Here is an 18,906-nt window from a genome sequence, read left to right as displayed (position 1 = left end):
ATAATTATTTTGTTCCGTTATTATGCACTAATTTTACCATCATATTTGCAATCGCATGCTGTTCTTTTTCATCTGCAACTGACCATAAATCGGATAAAATCTTTTCTTGTTCATTCTTAGGTTGAACTTGATTAGACAGATAATCTCCAATTTGAAAAGCAAGATCTCCTATTGCTTCCTGATTCATTCCCTCATTTTCAGCATGATGAAGACGATCTGCTAAAAAGTCTTTCCATTGATCCCAATTTTCTAAAATAGACATCATGAATTACTCCTTCCATTGCTTAAGTGAATTACATCATTATTTTGGTTTGTTCGATGAAATAATATGCATGAAAATCTTTTGGAAAAGCTATCTATACATGCCATCCCCCATTAAGTGAAAGGACTTGTCCTGTCATATAAGAAGATTTTTCCGATAATAGAAAGGCTACGCTTTCTGCTACTTCTTGCGGACTTCCTAATCTCCCCATCGGGATTTCCTCTGCCATCAACTGCATTTCTTCAGGCGAAAAAGATTGAAGCATGTTCGTTTCAATAGCGCCAGGAGCTACTGCATTCACTCGAATACCATTAAAGGCAACCTCTTTACTTAATGCCTTCACAAAGCTAATTTGGGCACCCTTTACAGTTGAATAAGCAACTTCCATTGCTGCTCCTACTTGGCCCCATATACTGGTGATCACGATAATATTACCATATTGTCTAGAAAGCATTTTCGGTAATAATGCTTTTGTTATACACATTAATGAATGAACATGGATATTCCATAGGGCTTTCATTTCCCCTTCTTCCAAATCCGTCAATAAACCATATGTACTTATACCACTTGCGTGAACGATTCCATCTATTGTGAAAATACTTTCGAGAATTTTTTGATAGTCATTTTCTTGTTGTAAATCTGCTTGTATAGGTAAGTATTCTCCGCCATTCACTGCTAGAACTTCTAATAATTCCTTTATTGCTTTTTCATTTTGATGATAATGTAAGTAAAGAGAATAGCCTTCTTTTGCTAATTGTTTTGCAATTGCTTGTCCAATCCCACCAGATGCACCGGTAATTAAAATCCATTTCCCCATTTTTTTCTCACTCCATATACTTTTACCTATAAATCTAAACAGCAACAGACACAAAGAAATAAATTTCTTTGTGTCTGCCATCATTATTTCGGCACTACTTGGCAAGATGTTAGTCTTTCTTCTGCTAAAAATTTATTAGCCGCATTTTTTATATCCTCTACTGTTATTTCTTCGACAGCAGGCACCACATCAAATAAATTCATTTCATTGAAAGCATAGCGTGTAAATTGGTTAGCGATATATTCTGGTGAATTAATCGCACGTAAGAAAGCGCCAATTTTCTTTTTCTTCGTTCTTTCTAACGTCTCGCTGGCGAAATCCATTGTTTTAGCTTTCATTAAAATTTCTTTAATTGCAGCTTCTAACCGATCAGGATCACTCGTATCCCCACCAATCATCGCAAATCCAAATCCGTGCTCCTGTGTGTAATCATAAGAAAAAGTATCATCAATTAAGCCTTCTTGGAAAAGATTTTGGTAGTTTTCAGAGCTTTCACTAAATAGGAAATCTAATAATAAATTGATGCTCCACTCTTGTTTCATCATTTCTTTTCCGGACTGCTCTACATTGATTCCTTTTATCCCAACAAGACATTTAGAAGTGTGGACGTTCATTTTTAAAACTTGCTTGTCCTTATTAACATGTGCAGGCTCTTCTTTAAATTTACGTTGAATTTCACTATGATTTGTATAGTCTTTTTTACTTTGATTTTCTCTTATCTGAGCCATATATTCCTCTGGATCAACAGGTCCTACAATGAAAAGAAGCATATTGCTTGGGTGGTAGAACGTATTATAGCACTCATACAACATATCTTTTGTGATATGTGAGATGGATTCAATCGTTCCAGCAATATCAATTTTCACAGGATGATGGACATACATATTTTCAATTAATCCAAAGTAAAGGCGCCAATCTGGATTATCATCATACATCGAAATTTCTTGTCCGATAATTCCTTTTTCTTTTTCTACCGTTTTCTCCGTAAAGTATGGCTCCTGTACAAAATTAATAAGCGTTTCCAGATTATTCGCTACATTAGAGGTACTAGAAAACAAATAGGCTGTTCTTGTAAAAGACGTAAAAGCGTTAGCACTTGCCCCCTGTTTACTAAAATCTTGAAAAACGTCACCATCTTCTTTTTCAAAAAGCTTATGCTCTAAGAAATGAGCAATTCCATCAGGAACTTGAGTGAATTCGGATCCCTCAAGAGGAATAAATGTGTTATCTACAGAACCATAGTTTGTTGTGAATGTACAAAACGTCTTATTAAACCCTTTTTTCGGCAAAATATATACCTTTAAGCCATTTGCTAATTTTTCATAATATAGCTCTTCTTGCAATTGAGCAAATTCTATTTTTTCCATTATGCATTTCCCTCCGATCCCGTTAAGAAATAAATGGTGTCTAGTTCGATCTTTTTAGCGGCAGCAATGATTTCCTCTCTGGAAACTTTACTCATATATTGAAGCCAATCACCCATCTCTACATAATTATCACTTACGCTATTATGGTAGAACAATTCAATCATGCCACGGGAAGTATCCAATGTTTCCAGCATTTGATTATGAATCACCGCTTTTGTCTGCATTATTTCTTGATCGGAAAATTCGCCTTTTTTCATTAACTCCATTTGTTCCTTAATAATCTTTACTGCCTTATCATAATTGTTATTATCTATTCCTGACATTACTAAAAGCAATCCTTTATGACTTTCTAAACGACTTGCTGCATAATAGGCAAGACTTTCTTTTTCCCTGACATTAATAAATAGCTTAGAATGCGAGAACCCGCCATAAATACCATTAAGTACTTGAAGGGCAAAATATTCAGGATCTCCATAAACTATATTTGTGCGGAATCCCATATTTAGTTTTCCTTGTTTAATATCTTGAACTTCACGAACCTCTTTTACTTCCCTAGTTTCATACGTTTTTCTACGATCAATTGATTGTGCAGTTCTTTCTTTAAATGGAAATAAATCCTCAATATATGCTCCTATCTCTTCTTCTTTAATATCGCCGACCATATACAAATCAATCTGATCCTCTGCTAACGCTTTTATATAATAGGCGTAAAGGGATTGTGGGGTAATGCTGTCAACCTCATCCTTTTCACCGTACACACTTAATGCATAAGGCTCATTTTCACACATAACATCAATTACCCGTTGATTCGAATATCGCATTTTATCGTCATAGATGGATTGAATTCTTTGCTTTAATGCACGTTTTTCATTCTCTATAACATTTTGGTCAAAACCACTTTCTGATACATTTGGCTGAAAGATTACCTCAGATAAAAATTCCAAGCCTTTTTTTAATAAAGGAGCTGGGTCTGAGAGAAACTTTTCATTTGCAATTTCTAAGGAGAAAGAAACAATGTGGTATTCCCCTTTTTTAGCAAGATCGATAAAAAAAGTAGCTCCGTACAATTCTTCTATAAAGGAACGAAGCTTTGCCGTTGTCGGATATTTCTTTGTACTATTTTGCATCACATAAGGAAGAAGGGCCCTGTGTGTGGAATTTTCTTTTGTAATAGGGGTCCGCCATTTCACCACAATCGTATTCGTTTTAAATTTTTCAGTCTTGACTGTATGTAATTGAAAGCCGCTATATTTTGTAATTTTTTCCGTTGCTATGCTCATAACATACCTCCTCATATACTTACACTAATCATACACTACTTACTAGTATTAACTCTATTTATATGGTTATTCTCATAAAGTCTAGATTAGGATGATTTTCCTTTAAACTTATATCTTTCTCCTTTGCTTATTTCTATTCCTTCTTTATCATATAGCTTAAACTTATAATAATAGGATTTTGCCTCTATTTCTGAAAGTCTTTCATCGACGTTCCCATTGAAAAATTGCCTAAAGATACCTTTTTTCTCTCCTTCCACTTATTATTAATGATTAAGTCAATCGAACGAACACTTGCCCCACCCCATCTGATAATAAAAAGAAAGAGTGGTGTTCGTTCACCCTCGATTGAAATCGTGTAGCTAGTTACTCCTTTACTCAGCTCTCTATCAAAGCTCTTACCAAGCTAGGTATAGTTCCCTTTGGAATGTTTTTCAAACTTAATAGCTCCTAGCCCTCTCCATTTGTAAAACCAGCGATTCTAGTCTTTTCTGTATCGAAAATATCAATAAATTTCAGATTAGTTCCTTAATCAACCTTCTTAATAGAACTTCATCATTACCATAAATTGGTCCATTCCATAATAGTCCGGTTACAAGGATAAGCAATATACTACTAAATAAAAATTAATAGATTTTTTACGCTCATATGCTTTCCTAACTTTATAAAAAATTAATTAAATCAATTATCAATCAAAAAAAGTTTATTCAATAATAGCGAAGAAAATAATTCTAAATTATACTTTTTCCTTTAAAAGGACGATTATTTCCATGAAAACAGGAAAAAAATAAAGAAAAGAAGAAAGGGAGAGATGCACAATGCCAAAGCTTGTTTTGATTCGCCATGGAGAAAGTCTTTGGAATGTGGAAAATCGCTTTACTGGTTGGACAGATATTGAACTATCAGAAAAAGGGTTAACAGAAGCAAGGGAAGCTGGAATTATTCTCAATCATAACGGATACACATTTGATATTGCATTTACATCCTATTTAAAAAGAGCTATTCGGACATTATGGATTATTCTCGATGAAATGGATAGTATGTGGATTCCTATACATAAAACGTGGAAATTAAATGAACGGCATTATGGTGCTTTGCAAGGATTAAATAAAAAAGAAACAGCTGATCAATATGGGCTTGACCAAGTTCAAAAATGGAGAAGATCCATGGATATCAGACCACCAGCTTTAAATAAGGATGATCCCCGCTACAATATCGACGATCCAAGGTATCAACAGCTCGAAGAAGGCGAATTTCCTTTAACAGAAAGTCTTGCCGATACGGAGAAAAGAGTCCTAACTTTCTGGGATCAAGAAATTGCACCCATGCTACACAATAATAAAAAAGTAATAATTGCAGCTCATGGTAATACAATTCGCGCTATTATTCAGTATTTAGATAACGTTTCACCTGACGGAATTGCGTCTTTAAACATTCCAACAAGCATTCCATTAGTATATGAATTAGATGATAATTCCTTAAAAGCTATTCGCCATTATTATTTAGATATGAACGGCGAAGTTCCTGCAGATGTGATTCCTAAACATATTCCAATTGCTTTATTGGATAAAGAAATTAAAACCAAGGCAATTAATACACATGAGGAATAAAAAACGTCATGAAAATTAGTCAGTGAAATGATTAAATAAAAAACACCCCAAAAGTTAGAATTGGTTCGTCTAACTTTTGGGGAGCACATCACTAGAAGTCTCTTTTTTATTTTCCCAAAGGATTATCTGCTACCTTTAATATAAGGAACACCAGAAGCTTTTGGTGCATCTGCACGACCGATAAAGCCTGTTAATGCAATAATAGTTAATACATATGGTGCAATTAACAAGTAAACGCTCGGGATGTTTTCTAAGAACGGTAAGCTGCTTCCAACAATACTTAAGCTTTGAGCAAAACCGAAGAAAATCGCAGCTCCCATTGCTCCAAGCGGATTCCATTTTCCGAAGATCAGGGCGGCAAGTGCCATGAATCCTTGTCCGCTAATGGTCGCATGGGTAAAATCATTTGTAATCGACTGGGCAAATACGCCGCCGCCGATTCCACCAAATGCACCAGAAAGAATAACCGCAATATAACGCATTTTGGTTACGTTAATGCCCATTGTATCTGCAGCCATCGGATGCTCTCCAACAGAACGAAGACGCAAGCCGAATGGCGTTTTATACATAACGAACCAAACAATAACAGCAACAACAATTGCTAAGTAAGAAGTCCAATATGTATTAGAGAAAAATAAGTCTCCAATCACAGGGATGTCCTTTAATAGCGGAATATCAATTTTCTTAAAGCTATAACGAATGGTACCTGTTTGTCCCTTTCCATCATAGATTAATTTTACTAAGAACATAGCAAGACCAGCTGCTAGTAGATTAATCGCTACACCAGAAACCGTTTGGTCGGCACGGAATGTAATACTTGCCACTGCATGAAGTATCGAGAATAGAGCACCGACAACCATTGCGACAAGCAAAGAAACCCATGGTGTCCAAGCGCCAAGACTATCAGCAAATGTTAAATTAAAAACAATGGAGGAGAAAGCTCCCATTACCATTAAACCCTCTAGTCCAATATTAACTACCCCTGCTCTTTCAGAAAAATTCCCGCCAAGCGCAGTAAAAATTAGTGGAGCAGCAAACAATAGCGAAGAAGGTATGACAATTAATAATACGTCCATTAATCCCATTTACTTCTCCCCCTTTTTACTTTTATTTTTACTCAATCGTTCTAAGAATAAGCGAATCATATAGCTTGAAGCAACAAAGAAAACGATTAAAGCAATAATGATATCAACCATCTCATTCGGTACTCCAGCTTCAAGCGGCATATTTAGCGCCCCTACTTTTAAGAAACCGAACAAGCATGCAGCAAGCAAGATTCCGACTGGGCCATTTGCTCCAAGTAAAGCAACGGCAATCCCATCAAATCCAACCCCTGTAAATCCACCTTTATTACTCACATATTCAAATGTTCCTAAACCTTCCATTGCTCCTGCAAGACCTGCAAAAGCACCAGAAATGACCATAGAAAGAATGATATTACGGTTAACATTCATACCAGCATATTGGGAGGCATTCTGATTAAAACCAACAGACTTTAATTCATATCCTTTTACTGTTTTCTCTAAGATAATCCACATAAGTATAGCGCATCCAACCGCAATTAAAATTCCCCAGTGCATACGGGAATAGTCTGTTAAGCTTTCTAAGAACCCAGAACGCAGACTAGCAGTTGGCGCAATATTTTCTGTACGGTCTGCTTTATCTGTAAGCACGTTTCGGATTAAATAGTTGGATACATGTAATGCGACATAGTTCATCATAATACTTACGATAACTTCATGAACTCTAAATCGTGCCTTTAAAAAGCCTGGTACAAATGCCCACAGCGCACCAGCAGCAGCAGCAGCTAATACAGCAAGTGGTAAATGAATAATTTTTGGTAAATCAAAGGAAATCCCTACCCAAACTGCAGCAAGCCAGCCAACAATTAATTGCCCTTCAACCCCAATATTGAATAATCCGGTGCGAAAAGCGAAGGCAACTGCAAGACCTGCAAGAATCAACGGAGTGATTTGGCGCACTACTTCTCCAGTGAAATAAATATCTCCAAACGCTCCATTCCAAAGGGCTGTATATGCATCCGCAGGATTATAACCTGTTGCAAACATGATAATCGTCCCAACAATAACCCCTAACAATACGGCAATAATTGGAATACTAATTTTCTTTATTGTATTAGACATTATTCTCCACACCCACTTTTTTAGCTTTCGATCCTGCCATTAATAAACCTAGCTCTTGTTCTGTTGTTGTTTTTGGATCCACTGTTGCAATAATTTCTCCATCAAAAATAACAGCAATGCGGTCACTGACATTTAAAATTTCATCTAATTCAAAGGATATTAATAATACCGCTTTTCCTTTATCTCTTTGTTCGATTAATCGTCGATGAATAAATTCAATTGCACCTACATCCAGTCCCCTAGTTGGCTGGGCAGCAATAAGCAAATCAGGGTCACGATCTACTTCTCTACCAATGATTGCCTTCTGCTGGTTACCCCCAGAGAGAGCTCTCGCTGGTGTGTGTATACTTGGTGTACGGACATCAAATTCTTCAATTAACTTGCTCGCTTTTTTCTCGATTTCACCTTGATTTAAAAAGCCATATTTAGAAAATGGGCTTTTGTAATAGGTCTGTAAAGCCATATTTTGTCCAATCGAAAAGTCAAGTACTAAACCGTGTTTATGTCGATCCTGCGGAATATGACCAATCCCACTTTCTGTTATTTTCCGTGGAGAAAGTACACTGATTTCTTTGCCGTTAAGGGTAATACTTCCACTGTTTTTCTTCATTAAGCCAGTAATCGCCTCAATCAACTCTGATTGACCATTGCCATCTACCCCAGCAATCCCCACAATCTCACCTGCTTTAACATCTAGGTTAAGAGAGTTGACTACATGGACACCACGACTATCTTTTACAGTTAAATCAGAAATTTTTAATACTGTTTCTTTCGGATTTGGTGCTTTTTTTTCTGTTTTAAAGGAAACTTCACGGCCAACCATTAAGTTTGCAAGCTCATTTTGGTTTGTATCTTTTACATTATAAGTGCCAATGCCTTCCCCTTTTCTGATAACCGTAACACGGTCACATACTTCCATAATTTCTTTTAATTTATGGGTAATGAGGATAATGGACTTGCCCTCTTGAATTAACTTACGGAAGATACCAATTAATTCGGCAATTTCCTGCGGAGTTAAAACAGCTGTCGGCTCATCAAAAATCAAAATTTCTGCTCCGCGATATAACGTTTTTAAGATTTCTACTCTTTGTTGCATTCCAACAGAAATATTAGCAATCTTCGCTTTCGGATCAACTGCCAATCCATAACGCTCTGAAATTTCCTGTACTTCTCTTTCTGCTTTTTTTAAATCGATTTTTCCTTTGCTGACTGTTTCTTTTCCTAAAATAATATTTTCCGTCACCGTAAAGGTGTCAATCAACATAAAATGCTGATGAACCATTCCGATTCCTAAATCATTCGCAATATTTGGATTAGAAATATTTACGACTTTCCCACGCGCACGAATTTCCCCTTTTTCTGGCTGATATAGACCAAAAAGAACATTCATTAGCGTAGATTTTCCTGCACCATTTTCCCCTAAAAGTGCGTGAATCTCACCTTTTTTTACTTGAAGGGTAATATTGTTGTTTGCAACAATACCAGGGAATTCTTTACGAATATTTAACATCTCGATTACATATTCCATCTAATCCACTCCTTCTTACTTACCTTACAAGATAAATGTTATAAAGCTTAAAATACACGTATGATGTCAAAGAATTTTATTTTCTAAAACAATCCACAAAGGAAATTATGTAATTTTTATATTACGATAATTTCGACATATAAAATTTTTAATAAAGACTAGAATTAAACTTCTACTCTTTAGTTAAAATTCTATTTTTGTCGTAAAAAAGGAATAAGTGTTTGCCATGCAAACCACTTATTCCTGGAAAATTAGCAATTGCTATTTACTTAACAGTATCAGGAACAGTGTACTCACCGTTTTTAATTTTAGCAGTCCATTCTTCAACAGCAGCATCAATTTCAGCTTTCTTTTTAACTTCTTCATTAATTGGTGCAAGACCAACACCATCTTCTTTTAAGCCATAAACAGTAGTTTCGCCACCTGGGAATTTACCGTCTTTTGCTTTAGTTGAAATATCTTGTACCGCTGTGGAAACACCTTTTAATGCAGAAGTTAACACAATGTTGTGGTCTCCTACAACACCTTCTGCTGCTTGATCAGAGTCAACACCGATTGCCCAAATATATTTTGAAGGGTCTTTTTCTTTTAAATCACGAGCTTCAGAGAATAATCCAGCACCAGTACCACCAGAAGCATGGAATACTACATCTGCGCCTGAAGAGTACATCTTACTTGCAATTGTTTTACCAAGTTCAGGTTTATCAAATGCACCAGCATATTGTACGTCTACCTTAATATTAGGGTCTACTGCTTTAACGCCATCAACGAATCCAGCTTCGAAGCGTCCAATTACATCTCCTTCTACCCCGCCAATAAATCCAATCTTTTTAGATTCGGTTGCATGAGCTGCTGCAACACCAGCTAAGAAAGAAGCTTCTTGTTCTTTAAAAGTAATGCTTGCTACATTAGGTTGGTTAACTACAGCATCAACAATTGCAAAATGTGCATCTTTTTGTTGTTGAGAAATTTCTGAAATTGCACCTTCCATTAAAAATCCGATTCCAAATACCAAATTATAGCCTTGACGAGATAAATTATTTAAATTAGTAGCATAATCTGAATCTGACTGTGATTGTTGGTAATCAATACCATTACCTTTTGATAAGCCATTCTCTTTACCAAATGCTTGTAAACCTTCCCAAGCTGATTGGTTAAATGATTTATCATCAACACCACCGACATCTGTTACCATTGCAACTTTAAATGAGTCTTTCTCTTTATCCCCATCTGCTGCTTTATCGTTACCTTTGTCATTACTTCCGCAAGCACTTAATACAGTTCCAGCAGCTAGTACTAAAGATAGTGCTAAGCCAAATTTACGCTTCTTCAAAGCTTGTACCCCCTAGACTTTTTATTGTTATTTAGTCAAATTTTATACGATTAGTCTGTTCAGCTTCTACGAGTATATTCGTTTTCTTAATACTTGAAAGCTAAACTTATCGGATCGAAAATAATTTACTGAATAAAGAATCGGTTCATCCTTCTCATCATAATGCATCTGTTTTAATACAAGCAGTGCAGTTTCTGGTTCACATTGCAGAATGGGAGATACCTTATCGTGATATCCTATCGGCTCGATTTGTGCAACAGCGTATGTAATATGTCTTTGACTATCCGATTCCAAGAACTGAAAAATCGATTCTTGATCGTATGAAAATCGCTCAGGCAAAAATTTCTGTGGCAATTTATCTATACAATAAACAACCGGTTCGCCATTAGCTGTTCGAACTCTTTCGATAACGAGCAGTTCATCCCCTTGTAATGCAGAGAAGCGTGTCGAGTCTTCTTCAGTAGCGAACATCGTGTTTGAGCTTAGAAATATAGTGCCTGGATTCATACCTGCCTGCTTAATCATATTCGTGACACTATTCAATTGTTCTATGCCAGAATTAAACAATGGTTTACAGTTAACAAAAGTGCCAACACCATGTCTTCTGACAATGACATTTTCTTCTTCCAATGTACGCAGTGCCTCTCTTAAAGTGGCCCGGCTCACACCTAAAGTTTTTGCAAGCTCGAATTCTGAGGGGAATTTTTCTTTTTCTTTATAAATTCCTAACTCAATATCTTTTTTTAGACGATCTACTACTTGCAAATATAAATGTCTCGTATCCGATTTAATTAGCATATGATGTTCCTCCAAACATTTCTAAGACATCAGACCTCTGATGTTCAATCATTCCTACTAATCGAAAATACTATAACACTTTTTTCCTAATAAATAAATAGACTTTTAAGAATTTCGTCGAAAAAATACAGAAATGAGTAATTGTTCGGAAATCAACCGTTTTCTTTTGTATATTATTGTAAAAATAATGCATTGTTTTGTTATTTTTTCTTACATATCTTGAATGAATGTTCAGAATATACGCTAAAAAAGGACTTGAAATAGGTTATACTATTTCAAGTCCTTTTCTAAAAAATATGATTGTTTCTCTCATAACCGGTTCATTTTTTGTCCTATATGTTGGTTGAATTCAATTCATCTGCTATTATTACTGCATATTTATTTCTTCGGAACTTTTAGGCACAAGAACTGTTCTTGGTTTACTGCCCTCATATGGTCCAACTACCCCACGGGCTTCCATTTCATCGATTAATCTAGCTGCTCTCGTATAGCCAATCCGGAACCTTCTTTGTAACATACTAACAGAAGCTGTTTGCATTTCAACAATTAGTTCAACTGCTTCATGATATAGTTCGTCTTCTACAGCTCCTGTAACTTCCACAATTTCATCTGGAATCATTTCCTCTTGATATTGTGCTTTTTGCTGACCAATCACAAAATCAACCACTTCTTCCACCTCTTCATCGGACAAGAACGCTCCTTGTACTCGCACAGGTTTGCTTGCCCCATAAGGGAAGAATAGCATATCTCCTCTTCCTAATAGCTTTTCGGCTCCTCCCATATCTAATATGGTACGAGAATCCGTCTGAGAGGAAACAGCGAACGCAATTCGCGATGGAATATTTGCTTTAATAACTCCTGTAATAACATCAACTGAAGGTCGCTGAGTGGCAATAATTAGATGAATTCCGGCTGCACGGGCCATTTGTGCAAGTCGTGTAATGGCATCCTCTACATCAGATGATGCTACCATCATTAAGTCAGCAAGCTCGTCTACAATCACCACGATAAATGGCAATAGTGGCTGCTTTTCTTGTTCCTCTGCATTTATTCGTTTAATATACTCATTATAGCCTTCTATATTTCTTGTCCCTGTATGGGAGAATAAGTCGTATCTTCTCTCCATTTCACTAACAACCTTCATTAATGCCTGTGATGCCTTTTTTGGATTTGTCACAACAGGGGCCAGCAAATGAGGGACTCCATTATATACATTTAATTCAACCATTTTCGGATCAATCATCATTAGCTTTACTTCATGAGGTTTTGCTCTCATCAATATACTTGTAATAATCCCGTTAATACAGACAGATTTACCACTTCCTGTTGCTCCGGCAACAAGTAAATGGGGCATTTTATTTAATTCCGCGCATACGGCTTCCCCTGTGATATCTCGTCCAAAAGCAATCATCAGCTTCGAATCAGGCTTATCATTTTTACTTGATTCCAATACTTCTCTTAGTGACACAACAGCAACTTCAGAGTTGGGAACTTCAATCCCGATTGCTGATTTTCCAGGAATAGGTGCTTCAATGCGAATATCCTTTGCTGCAAGAGCTAAAGCTAAATCATCGCTTAAATTAACAATTTTACTTACTTTTACCCCTTCGCTTGGATGAACTTCATACTTCGTTACCGCAGGTCCTAAGTGAACCTCTGTTACTCTAGCTTTTACGCCAAAGCTATGAAAGGTTCTTTCTAATTTAGCAGCGTTTGCGTGAATTTGCTCATATTCCCCACTCTGATCTGCCTTTCTCGGCAACTTTAATAGTTTTAAAGGCGGGAGTTCATAATCCTTATTTTCTACTTCTGTAAAAGTTATTGGTACGACATCACCTAAATCGGTTTGTTCTTCTGGCGAATCTGCCAACAAGTCTTCCTGAATGACTTCTTCCTGATAGGCTCTTTCGGCAAAGGTATTAATAATTGGCTCTTGTATGTATGGCTCTTCCTCTTGAGGCGGAGTGTTCACAATAATAGAAGCATTCGTATTTTCCTTAGACTGCTGATTTTCGCGTCTTGCTTGTTTTTCTGCCTTCCGCTTTTCTTTATTTTTTTGAATCGATTCTTTCCAGTCTTTCATATCTTGCTTAAACGCTTCCCATTGATCTTGGAAAAAATTCCAGATACTTGATATAACTTTTTTAAAAGCACCACTTAACGTTTTACCAGTAAGCAGGATAAAACCGATCACAATCACGATAAAGCTGATAATCTGCGTACCTACCGTGTCGAATAAATAATGAAATAATGCAAATAAAACGGCACCAATCATACCACCGCCTAAATCGACATTAGTAGCCTCTTTATTCACTTCCATCCAAAATAATTCCCATGTATTGAATATTACACTTGGGTTTTGAAAAGCGCCTTGGCTTGCTAGCAACTTAAATAATGTTACATGGCTAAGTAATAAAATTGCACTGACAATTAAATAAATTCCATTTAATTTCGTATGAAACATATAAGGCTTTTCTCTTTTCCACATTAAATAACCACTGTATACGATAAGGCCTATTAGGCAAAGCATATACCACTCTCCAAAAAAGAAACGGAAAAAAGAAACCATTGTTTTCCCAACCGCACCGAGTTGTAAAATAGAGATAAAACTCAACGCCATAAGAAGCAGGGCTGCAAGTTCATATTGTATCGTTAATTTAAGATGTTGTTTTTTTCTTGTTTTTCTTTTTTTCCTTTTTGCCATTTGATCACCTAATATTTAAAAAGTATCTTTCTCTTTTGTAGTAAAGAAGCAGCCTTAGGCTGCTTCTTTGTTGTTCCTATATTATAACATAGTTTATAAAGGGAAACTTCTTTCCGAAGGTTTTTTTATCCTTTGCTGTCTTATAGAAAAAAGTATGTTTGCTCATGCTTTTTGGTTTGGCTGATTTGTTGTGTGCTTTGGCTGATATTTTGCTCGTTTGGCTGATTTGCTGCCTGTTTTGGCTGATATTTTGCTCGTTTGGCTGATTTGCTGCCTGTTTTGGCTGATATTTTGCTCATTTGGCTGATTTGCCGCCTGCTTCAGCTGATATCCTGCCAACTCTAGCTAAAAAAGCAAAATACTAGATAAGTTTTTCCCCCTATCATTCCCTATTATCAACTTTTTTAATAAAAAAGCAATTAAATGGTTGGAATTTTTGCTCCTGGCTGCATTTCTGTCTGCAGAAAATGATTGGGATCGGTGCTAAGTATTCTTATGACTTCATATTCATTTGACTCATTTCTAGCTACTAATAAAGGAATGCCATTATAATGAATAACTTGGTGTTTTTCATAGATATCTTGGCTCATTGGAAAAATCAATTCTTCTGGCATCATTGTATACATAATCATTGGATAATCCCTTCATTCTGTTCTTTATTGACATCAATCAACTCATTGAGCTTTTTCATCGCATCCCCGACTCCGCCAACAGAGTCAATAAGTCCAGAAGTAACAGCATCATTTCCAATTACATTTGTTCCAATATCTCTTGTTAAATTTCCTTTTGCAAACATCAGGTCTTTAAAATTTTCTTCTGTAATTTTAGAATGCTTGGTCACAAAATTAACCACTCTCTCTTGCATTTTATCTAAGTATTCAAAGGTCTGTGGTACTCCAATAACCAGACCTGTTAAACGAATAGGATGGATTGTCATCGTTGCTGTTTCTGCAATATAGGAATAATCACAGGAAACAGCAATTGGAACACCAATTGAGTGCCCACCTCCTAAAACAAGGGAAACAGTTGGTTTAGACAGAGAAGCAAGCATTTCAGAAATAGCTAATCCTGCTTCTACATCCCCTCCTACTGTATTCAAAATGACAAGAACCCCTTCAATCTTAGGATTTTGTTCGATTGCTACAATTTGTGGAATCAGATGCTCATATTTCGTTGTTTTATTTTGAGGCGGTAATTGTAAATGGCCTTCGATTTGACCAACAATGGTTAAACAATGTATTTTTGAATCTTGAGAAAGCTGTGGTACATTAGTTTGTCCCAGCTGTTGAATTTTTTCCATTAAGCTTGATGGTTTATCCTCATTTGGCTTTTCATCAGGCTGATTATTATTGTTAACTGAAACCATAAAGTTCTCCCTTCCTAAAACCATAATAATCTTAGTATGAAGCGAGAAACACTATTTCATGCGGGCGAAATCGAAAAGTCAATAAGTCGCTTTTACTTCTGGAATAAATTCTAATTAAAAGCTTTTCAGAAAAATTCTTGTTAGAAGTCTCTTCCGACCTTTGGCTAAGCAGCGGTCCCCACGGTTCATCTAAATCCCAAGGAAGCTTCTCCTTTTTCAATTCAAACTCTTCTTAGATTTAAGCACGGCTAGTCCCAAACAAACTAAAAGCCCCCTTATCTTAAGGAGGCTCTCACTTTTATCTTCTAACTGGCTTAACTTCCATAATAATTGGCAAGATCATTGGTCTACGTCTTGTTTTTTCATATAAGAACTGGTTTAGCGTATCTCTAATATCTTGCTTAATTCCAGTCCAGTCGAAGCTGTCCTTACTAATACTTTTTTCTACAATATCTCTTACACGGTCTGCAGCTTCTTCTAGCAACTTCTCTGATTCGCGAACATACACAAAACCTCTTGTAATGATTTCAGGACCAGCAGAGATTTTTCTTTCCGCTTTATTTAAAGTTACAACAACCGTTAAAATTCCGTCTTGTGATAACAGCTTGCGGTCTCTTAAAACAATATTCCCAACATCGCCAACACCGCTGCCATCAATTAATACATTTCCAGCTGGAATTTTTCCGCCTACACGAAGAGTATCTTCTTTAAATTCAAGCACCTCTCCTTGTTCCGGAAGGTAAATATTTTGCGGTGGTACACCACATTCAATCGCAATTTTTTCATGTGCCTTTAATACGCGATACTCCCCATGGATAGGCAAAAAGAATTTAGGCTTCATCATATTAATCATAAATTTTAATTCTTCTTGGCTGCCATGATTAGAGCTGTTAAATGTTTTGTAGCCTGCAAGAAGTGTTGCACCTGCTCTGTATAATTTATCGATTGTTTTTCCGACAAAAACTTCACTGCCTAGGAAAGAGGATGCTGCAAATAAAACGGTATCCCCTTCCATGATGCTTACCTGCTTATGATTTTTCTTAATCATTTTTTGCAGTGCTTCAATTGGTTCCCCTTTTGTACCAGTAGTGATGATTACCATTTGGTCTTGTGTATATCCTTGAAGCTCGTTATAGGTAACGATCGTTTCTTCATCTACTACTAAATAGTTGTGTTTTAAAGCAATTTGCAACACTCTTTGTAAATTCTTGCCGATAATCGCAACTTTTCGATTTGTTTTTTCAGCTGCATCAATAATATGTTGAATTCTATTTAAGTCAGTTGCAAAACAAGCTGCAATAATCCGACCATTTGTGTGTAAAAATGACTCAATTAAGCTTTGAGTTACAACAAAATCTGTTGTGGAATAGCCTGGTTTATCTGCATTCGTACTATCAGATAATAAAGCTAATACTCCCTCTTCTCCTATTTTGGCCATCTCGCCATAATCTGGCTTGTAAAGATCACTTGCTGTTTGATCGAATTTGAAATCACCAGTATGTACGATTGCACCTTCTGATGTATGAATAACAATCCCAATGCTATCAGGGATACTATGATTCGTTTTAAAGAATGACACTTTTGAGGAAGCAAATGTTAGAACAGTTTTCGATGTCACAATTTCAAATTGTGCTTGTCCTTTGAAATCTTGCTCTTTCATCTTTTCCTTTGTTAGTTCAGCTGTTAATAAAGTCGTATAAACCGGTACATCTAAATCTCTTAAAATATAAGATAAGCCTCCGATATGATCTTCATGTGCATGTGTTAAGAAAATTCCTTTTACTTTTTCTTTATTTTGCTTTAAATACGCGATATCTGGAATAACAATATCGATCCCGAGCATTTCATTTTGCGGGTACATTAAGCCAGCATCAATTACAAATATATCTTCGTCTACTTCGACTACAAACATATTTTTACCGTTCTCGCCCACTCCGCCGAGTGCGACAAGCTTTATTTTTTCATTTTTCATCAATTTTTGTTTCCTCCTATGTTGAGTTAAGCCGACCATTGATCAGTTATGATTATTATACTTGATGTTTAAAATTGTTTACAACCAATTTTATGAAATCTTCCTTTTTCAGGTTCATTTCATAACAATATCAGGAGGTATTTTTCTATAGTTCGCCTAGCATTCCAACGCTTTTTCCTATAATAAATTTTTTTACCGTTTATTCAATTTAAACTTAAATATAGAAATAGCTGTCACAGCAAAAAAACAAATTAAACATGCTAGTATACTAATTCGATTCGCCTCATCAAATAAGAAACTAATGCTTATGATGCCTAAGCAGATTACAGTAAATATCGGAATATACGGATATCCCCATATTTTAAAACTTGGCTGAAATGGATATTGTTTTCTAAGCTTTAACTGCGCTAGACAAATCATAATCCAAACAATCGATACAACAAAGCCTGGGAATGCCATAAGTAAAGAAAATACTTGATCTTGTTTAAATAAAGCAATCATTGATCCAGCAATTAAGATAATACCTGTAACCATTAAACTATAAGTCGGCACTCCATTGTGGTTTACTTTGCTAAAGGCTTTCGGTCCTTCTCCCTCCGTTGAAAGAGAGTACATCATTCTTGTACATCCATATATACCCGAATTTGCTGCAGATAACACAGCAATAATTAAGACAAAATTCATAATGTGGGCTGCACCAGATAATCCAGAAATCGAAAGTACTTGTACAAAAGGGCTGGATTCTTCTGTTAACTCATTCCAAGGAATTAGTCCACAAATAATTAAAATAGGCAATGTGTAAAATAAAACAATGCGAAGAATAAAGCTTTTAATAACTTTTGGCAGTACTTTTTCTGCATCTTTCGCTTCCGTTACGGTTACGCCAATGAGCTCGGAGCCTCCATAAGAAAACATAACAATTAAAAGAGCAGAAAAAACAGATGTCCATCCATTTGGGAAAAAGCCGCCATGCTCTGTATAATTTTGCAGATAGTTTGTTTGCCCAGATGGAATAAGCCCAAATAAAACAGCGGCTCCTAATATAATAAATATAATAATCATGCCAATTTTAATTCCAGCAAACCAAAATTCAAATTCCCCATAATTTTTCACATTCATTGTATTAACGACAATTAAACCTATTGCGCAAAGAATGCTTAATATCCACAGCGGCACATCTGGCAGCCAAAACTGCAGAAAGCTTCCTGCTACAACTACCTCAATCACACATACAGCAAGCCATAAAATGCAGTACATCCAGCCAATAACGAATGCCGTCTGGTTGCCAAAGGCCTTCCCAATAAAGCCCTTCATGTTTGTATTTGGATAAATAATAGCCATTTCCGCAATACTGCCCATCACTACTAGTAATAAAAGTCCTGCAAATATGTATGTAAAAATAACACCTGGACCTGCGATTGAAACTGTTTCTCCACTACCTTTAAATATCCCTGTCCCAATAGCTCCTCCCATGGCCATTAAACTTATATGTCTTGGCAGTAAGTTTTTTTGCAACTGATTATTCGCCATGACTTCTCCTCCTTATATATAACCTTATCTAAATACTCTTGTGTTCTTACTAGCCGTTGTCCAAACCGCAGTTTTTTCGATAGAGGAAACTAAGAAGACAGTTTGCGTCTTCACATGTGGACTTCCGCCAAACAAAAAATTCGCAAGACAATATAGCTAAACACTCATCTACTTCACAAACTTCTAGTTTCTTATATA

16 protein-coding genes are annotated in these 18,906 nt (G+C 36.1%); 1 reads left to right on the top strand and 15 read right to left on the bottom strand.

Features of this window, described 5'->3' with window-relative positions:
- Positions 1 to 4 precede the first annotated feature (4 nt).
- The 4 genes from NSS71_RS03935 to yfmF form a co-directional block, all read right to left on the bottom strand.
- Positions 5 to 262: a DUF3243 domain-containing protein gene (locus NSS71_RS03935; RefSeq protein WP_047940065.1), complete on the bottom strand. Its 258-nt coding sequence runs from the start codon at positions 260 to 262 to the stop codon at positions 5 to 7.
- Between the two features lie 94 nt (positions 263 to 356).
- The gene (ymfI, locus tag NSS71_RS03930; RefSeq protein WP_095257534.1) at positions 357 to 1,079 is read right to left on the bottom strand and encodes an elongation factor P 5-aminopentanone reductase; all 723 of its coding nucleotides are present in this window, start codon (positions 1,077 to 1,079) and stop codon (positions 357 to 359) included.
- An 83-nt stretch (positions 1,080 to 1,162) separates the two neighbouring features.
- A complete protein-coding gene (gene yfmH, locus NSS71_RS03925; RefSeq protein WP_341132402.1) occupies positions 1,163 to 2,446 on the bottom strand; it encodes an EF-P 5-aminopentanol modification-associated protein YfmH in 1,284 nt (427 codons plus the stop codon).
- Positions 2,446 to 3,726 carry an EF-P 5-aminopentanol modification-associated protein YfmF gene (gene yfmF / locus NSS71_RS03920; RefSeq protein ID WP_095319954.1) on the bottom strand — a complete coding sequence of 427 codons (1,281 nt, stop codon included), beginning with the start codon at positions 3,724 to 3,726 and terminating at the stop codon, positions 2,446 to 2,448. The genes yfmH and yfmF overlap by 1 nt, the downstream gene beginning before the upstream one ends.
- A gap of 815 nt (positions 3,727 to 4,541) precedes the next feature.
- On the opposite strand from yfmF, the gene gpmA reads away from it, so the two are divergent.
- On the top strand, positions 4,542 to 5,333 hold the full coding sequence (gene gpmA, locus NSS71_RS03915) for a 2,3-diphosphoglycerate-dependent phosphoglycerate mutase (protein WP_341151296.1): 792 nt from the start codon (positions 4,542 to 4,544) through the stop codon (positions 5,331 to 5,333).
- Between the two features lie 122 nt (positions 5,334 to 5,455).
- Here gpmA and NSS71_RS03910 read toward each other — a convergent pair whose 3' ends face one another.
- The 11 genes from NSS71_RS03910 to NSS71_RS03860 form a co-directional block, all read right to left on the bottom strand.
- Complete coding sequence (locus NSS71_RS03910; protein WP_061796649.1) at positions 5,456 to 6,418, bottom strand: ABC transporter permease; 963 nt, start codon at positions 6,416 to 6,418, stop codon at positions 5,456 to 5,458.
- Entirely contained in the window at positions 6,419 to 7,477 is a 1,059-nt protein-coding gene (locus tag NSS71_RS03905) for an ABC transporter permease (protein ID WP_047940058.1), read from the bottom strand. It abuts the gene before it with no gap.
- Positions 7,470 to 9,005: an ABC transporter ATP-binding protein gene (locus NSS71_RS03900; protein ID WP_047940057.1), complete on the bottom strand. Its 1,536-nt coding sequence runs from the start codon at positions 9,003 to 9,005 to the stop codon at positions 7,470 to 7,472. The genes NSS71_RS03905 and NSS71_RS03900 overlap by 8 nt, the downstream gene beginning before the upstream one ends.
- Positions 9,006 to 9,270: 265 nt before the next feature.
- A complete protein-coding gene (locus tag NSS71_RS03895) occupies positions 9,271 to 10,338 on the bottom strand; it encodes a BMP family lipoprotein (protein WP_061796650.1) in 1,068 nt (355 codons plus the stop codon).
- A gap of 66 nt (positions 10,339 to 10,404) precedes the next feature.
- Positions 10,405 to 11,136: a GntR family transcriptional regulator gene (locus NSS71_RS03890; RefSeq protein ID WP_047940055.1), complete on the bottom strand. Its 732-nt coding sequence runs from the start codon at positions 11,134 to 11,136 to the stop codon at positions 10,405 to 10,407.
- A 367-nt stretch (positions 11,137 to 11,503) separates the two neighbouring features.
- Complete coding sequence (locus NSS71_RS03885; protein WP_095257537.1) at positions 11,504 to 13,840, bottom strand: DNA translocase FtsK; 2,337 nt, start codon at positions 13,838 to 13,840, stop codon at positions 11,504 to 11,506.
- Between the two features lie 140 nt (positions 13,841 to 13,980).
- Complete coding sequence (locus tag NSS71_RS03880; protein WP_161798378.1) at positions 13,981 to 14,139, bottom strand: hypothetical protein; 159 nt, start codon at positions 14,137 to 14,139, stop codon at positions 13,981 to 13,983.
- A 120-nt stretch (positions 14,140 to 14,259) separates the two neighbouring features.
- Positions 14,260 to 14,472, bottom strand: a complete 213-nt coding sequence (locus NSS71_RS03875) for a YlzJ-like family protein (RefSeq protein WP_047940053.1) — start codon at positions 14,470 to 14,472, stop codon at positions 14,260 to 14,262.
- On the bottom strand, positions 14,469 to 15,206 hold the full coding sequence (locus tag NSS71_RS03870; protein ID WP_047940052.1) for a ClpP family protease: 738 nt from the start codon (positions 15,204 to 15,206) through the stop codon (positions 14,469 to 14,471). The genes NSS71_RS03875 and NSS71_RS03870 overlap by 4 nt, the downstream gene beginning before the upstream one ends.
- A gap of 298 nt (positions 15,207 to 15,504) precedes the next feature.
- On the bottom strand, positions 15,505 to 17,178 hold the full coding sequence (locus tag NSS71_RS03865) for a ribonuclease J (protein WP_047940277.1): 1,674 nt from the start codon (positions 17,176 to 17,178) through the stop codon (positions 15,505 to 15,507).
- A gap of 192 nt (positions 17,179 to 17,370) precedes the next feature.
- Positions 17,371 to 18,708: an amino acid permease gene (locus tag NSS71_RS03860; RefSeq protein ID WP_047940051.1), complete on the bottom strand. Its 1,338-nt coding sequence runs from the start codon at positions 18,706 to 18,708 to the stop codon at positions 17,371 to 17,373.
- Positions 18,709 to 18,906 lie beyond the last annotated feature (198 nt).

The organism is Niallia sp. FSL W8-0951 (assembly GCF_038006525.1).
GTDB lineage: Bacteria > Bacillota > Bacilli > Bacillales > Cytobacillaceae > Niallia > Niallia circulans.
Note: the sequence above shows the minus strand (reverse complement) of the source record. Positions and strands in the feature narration are given on the sequence as shown.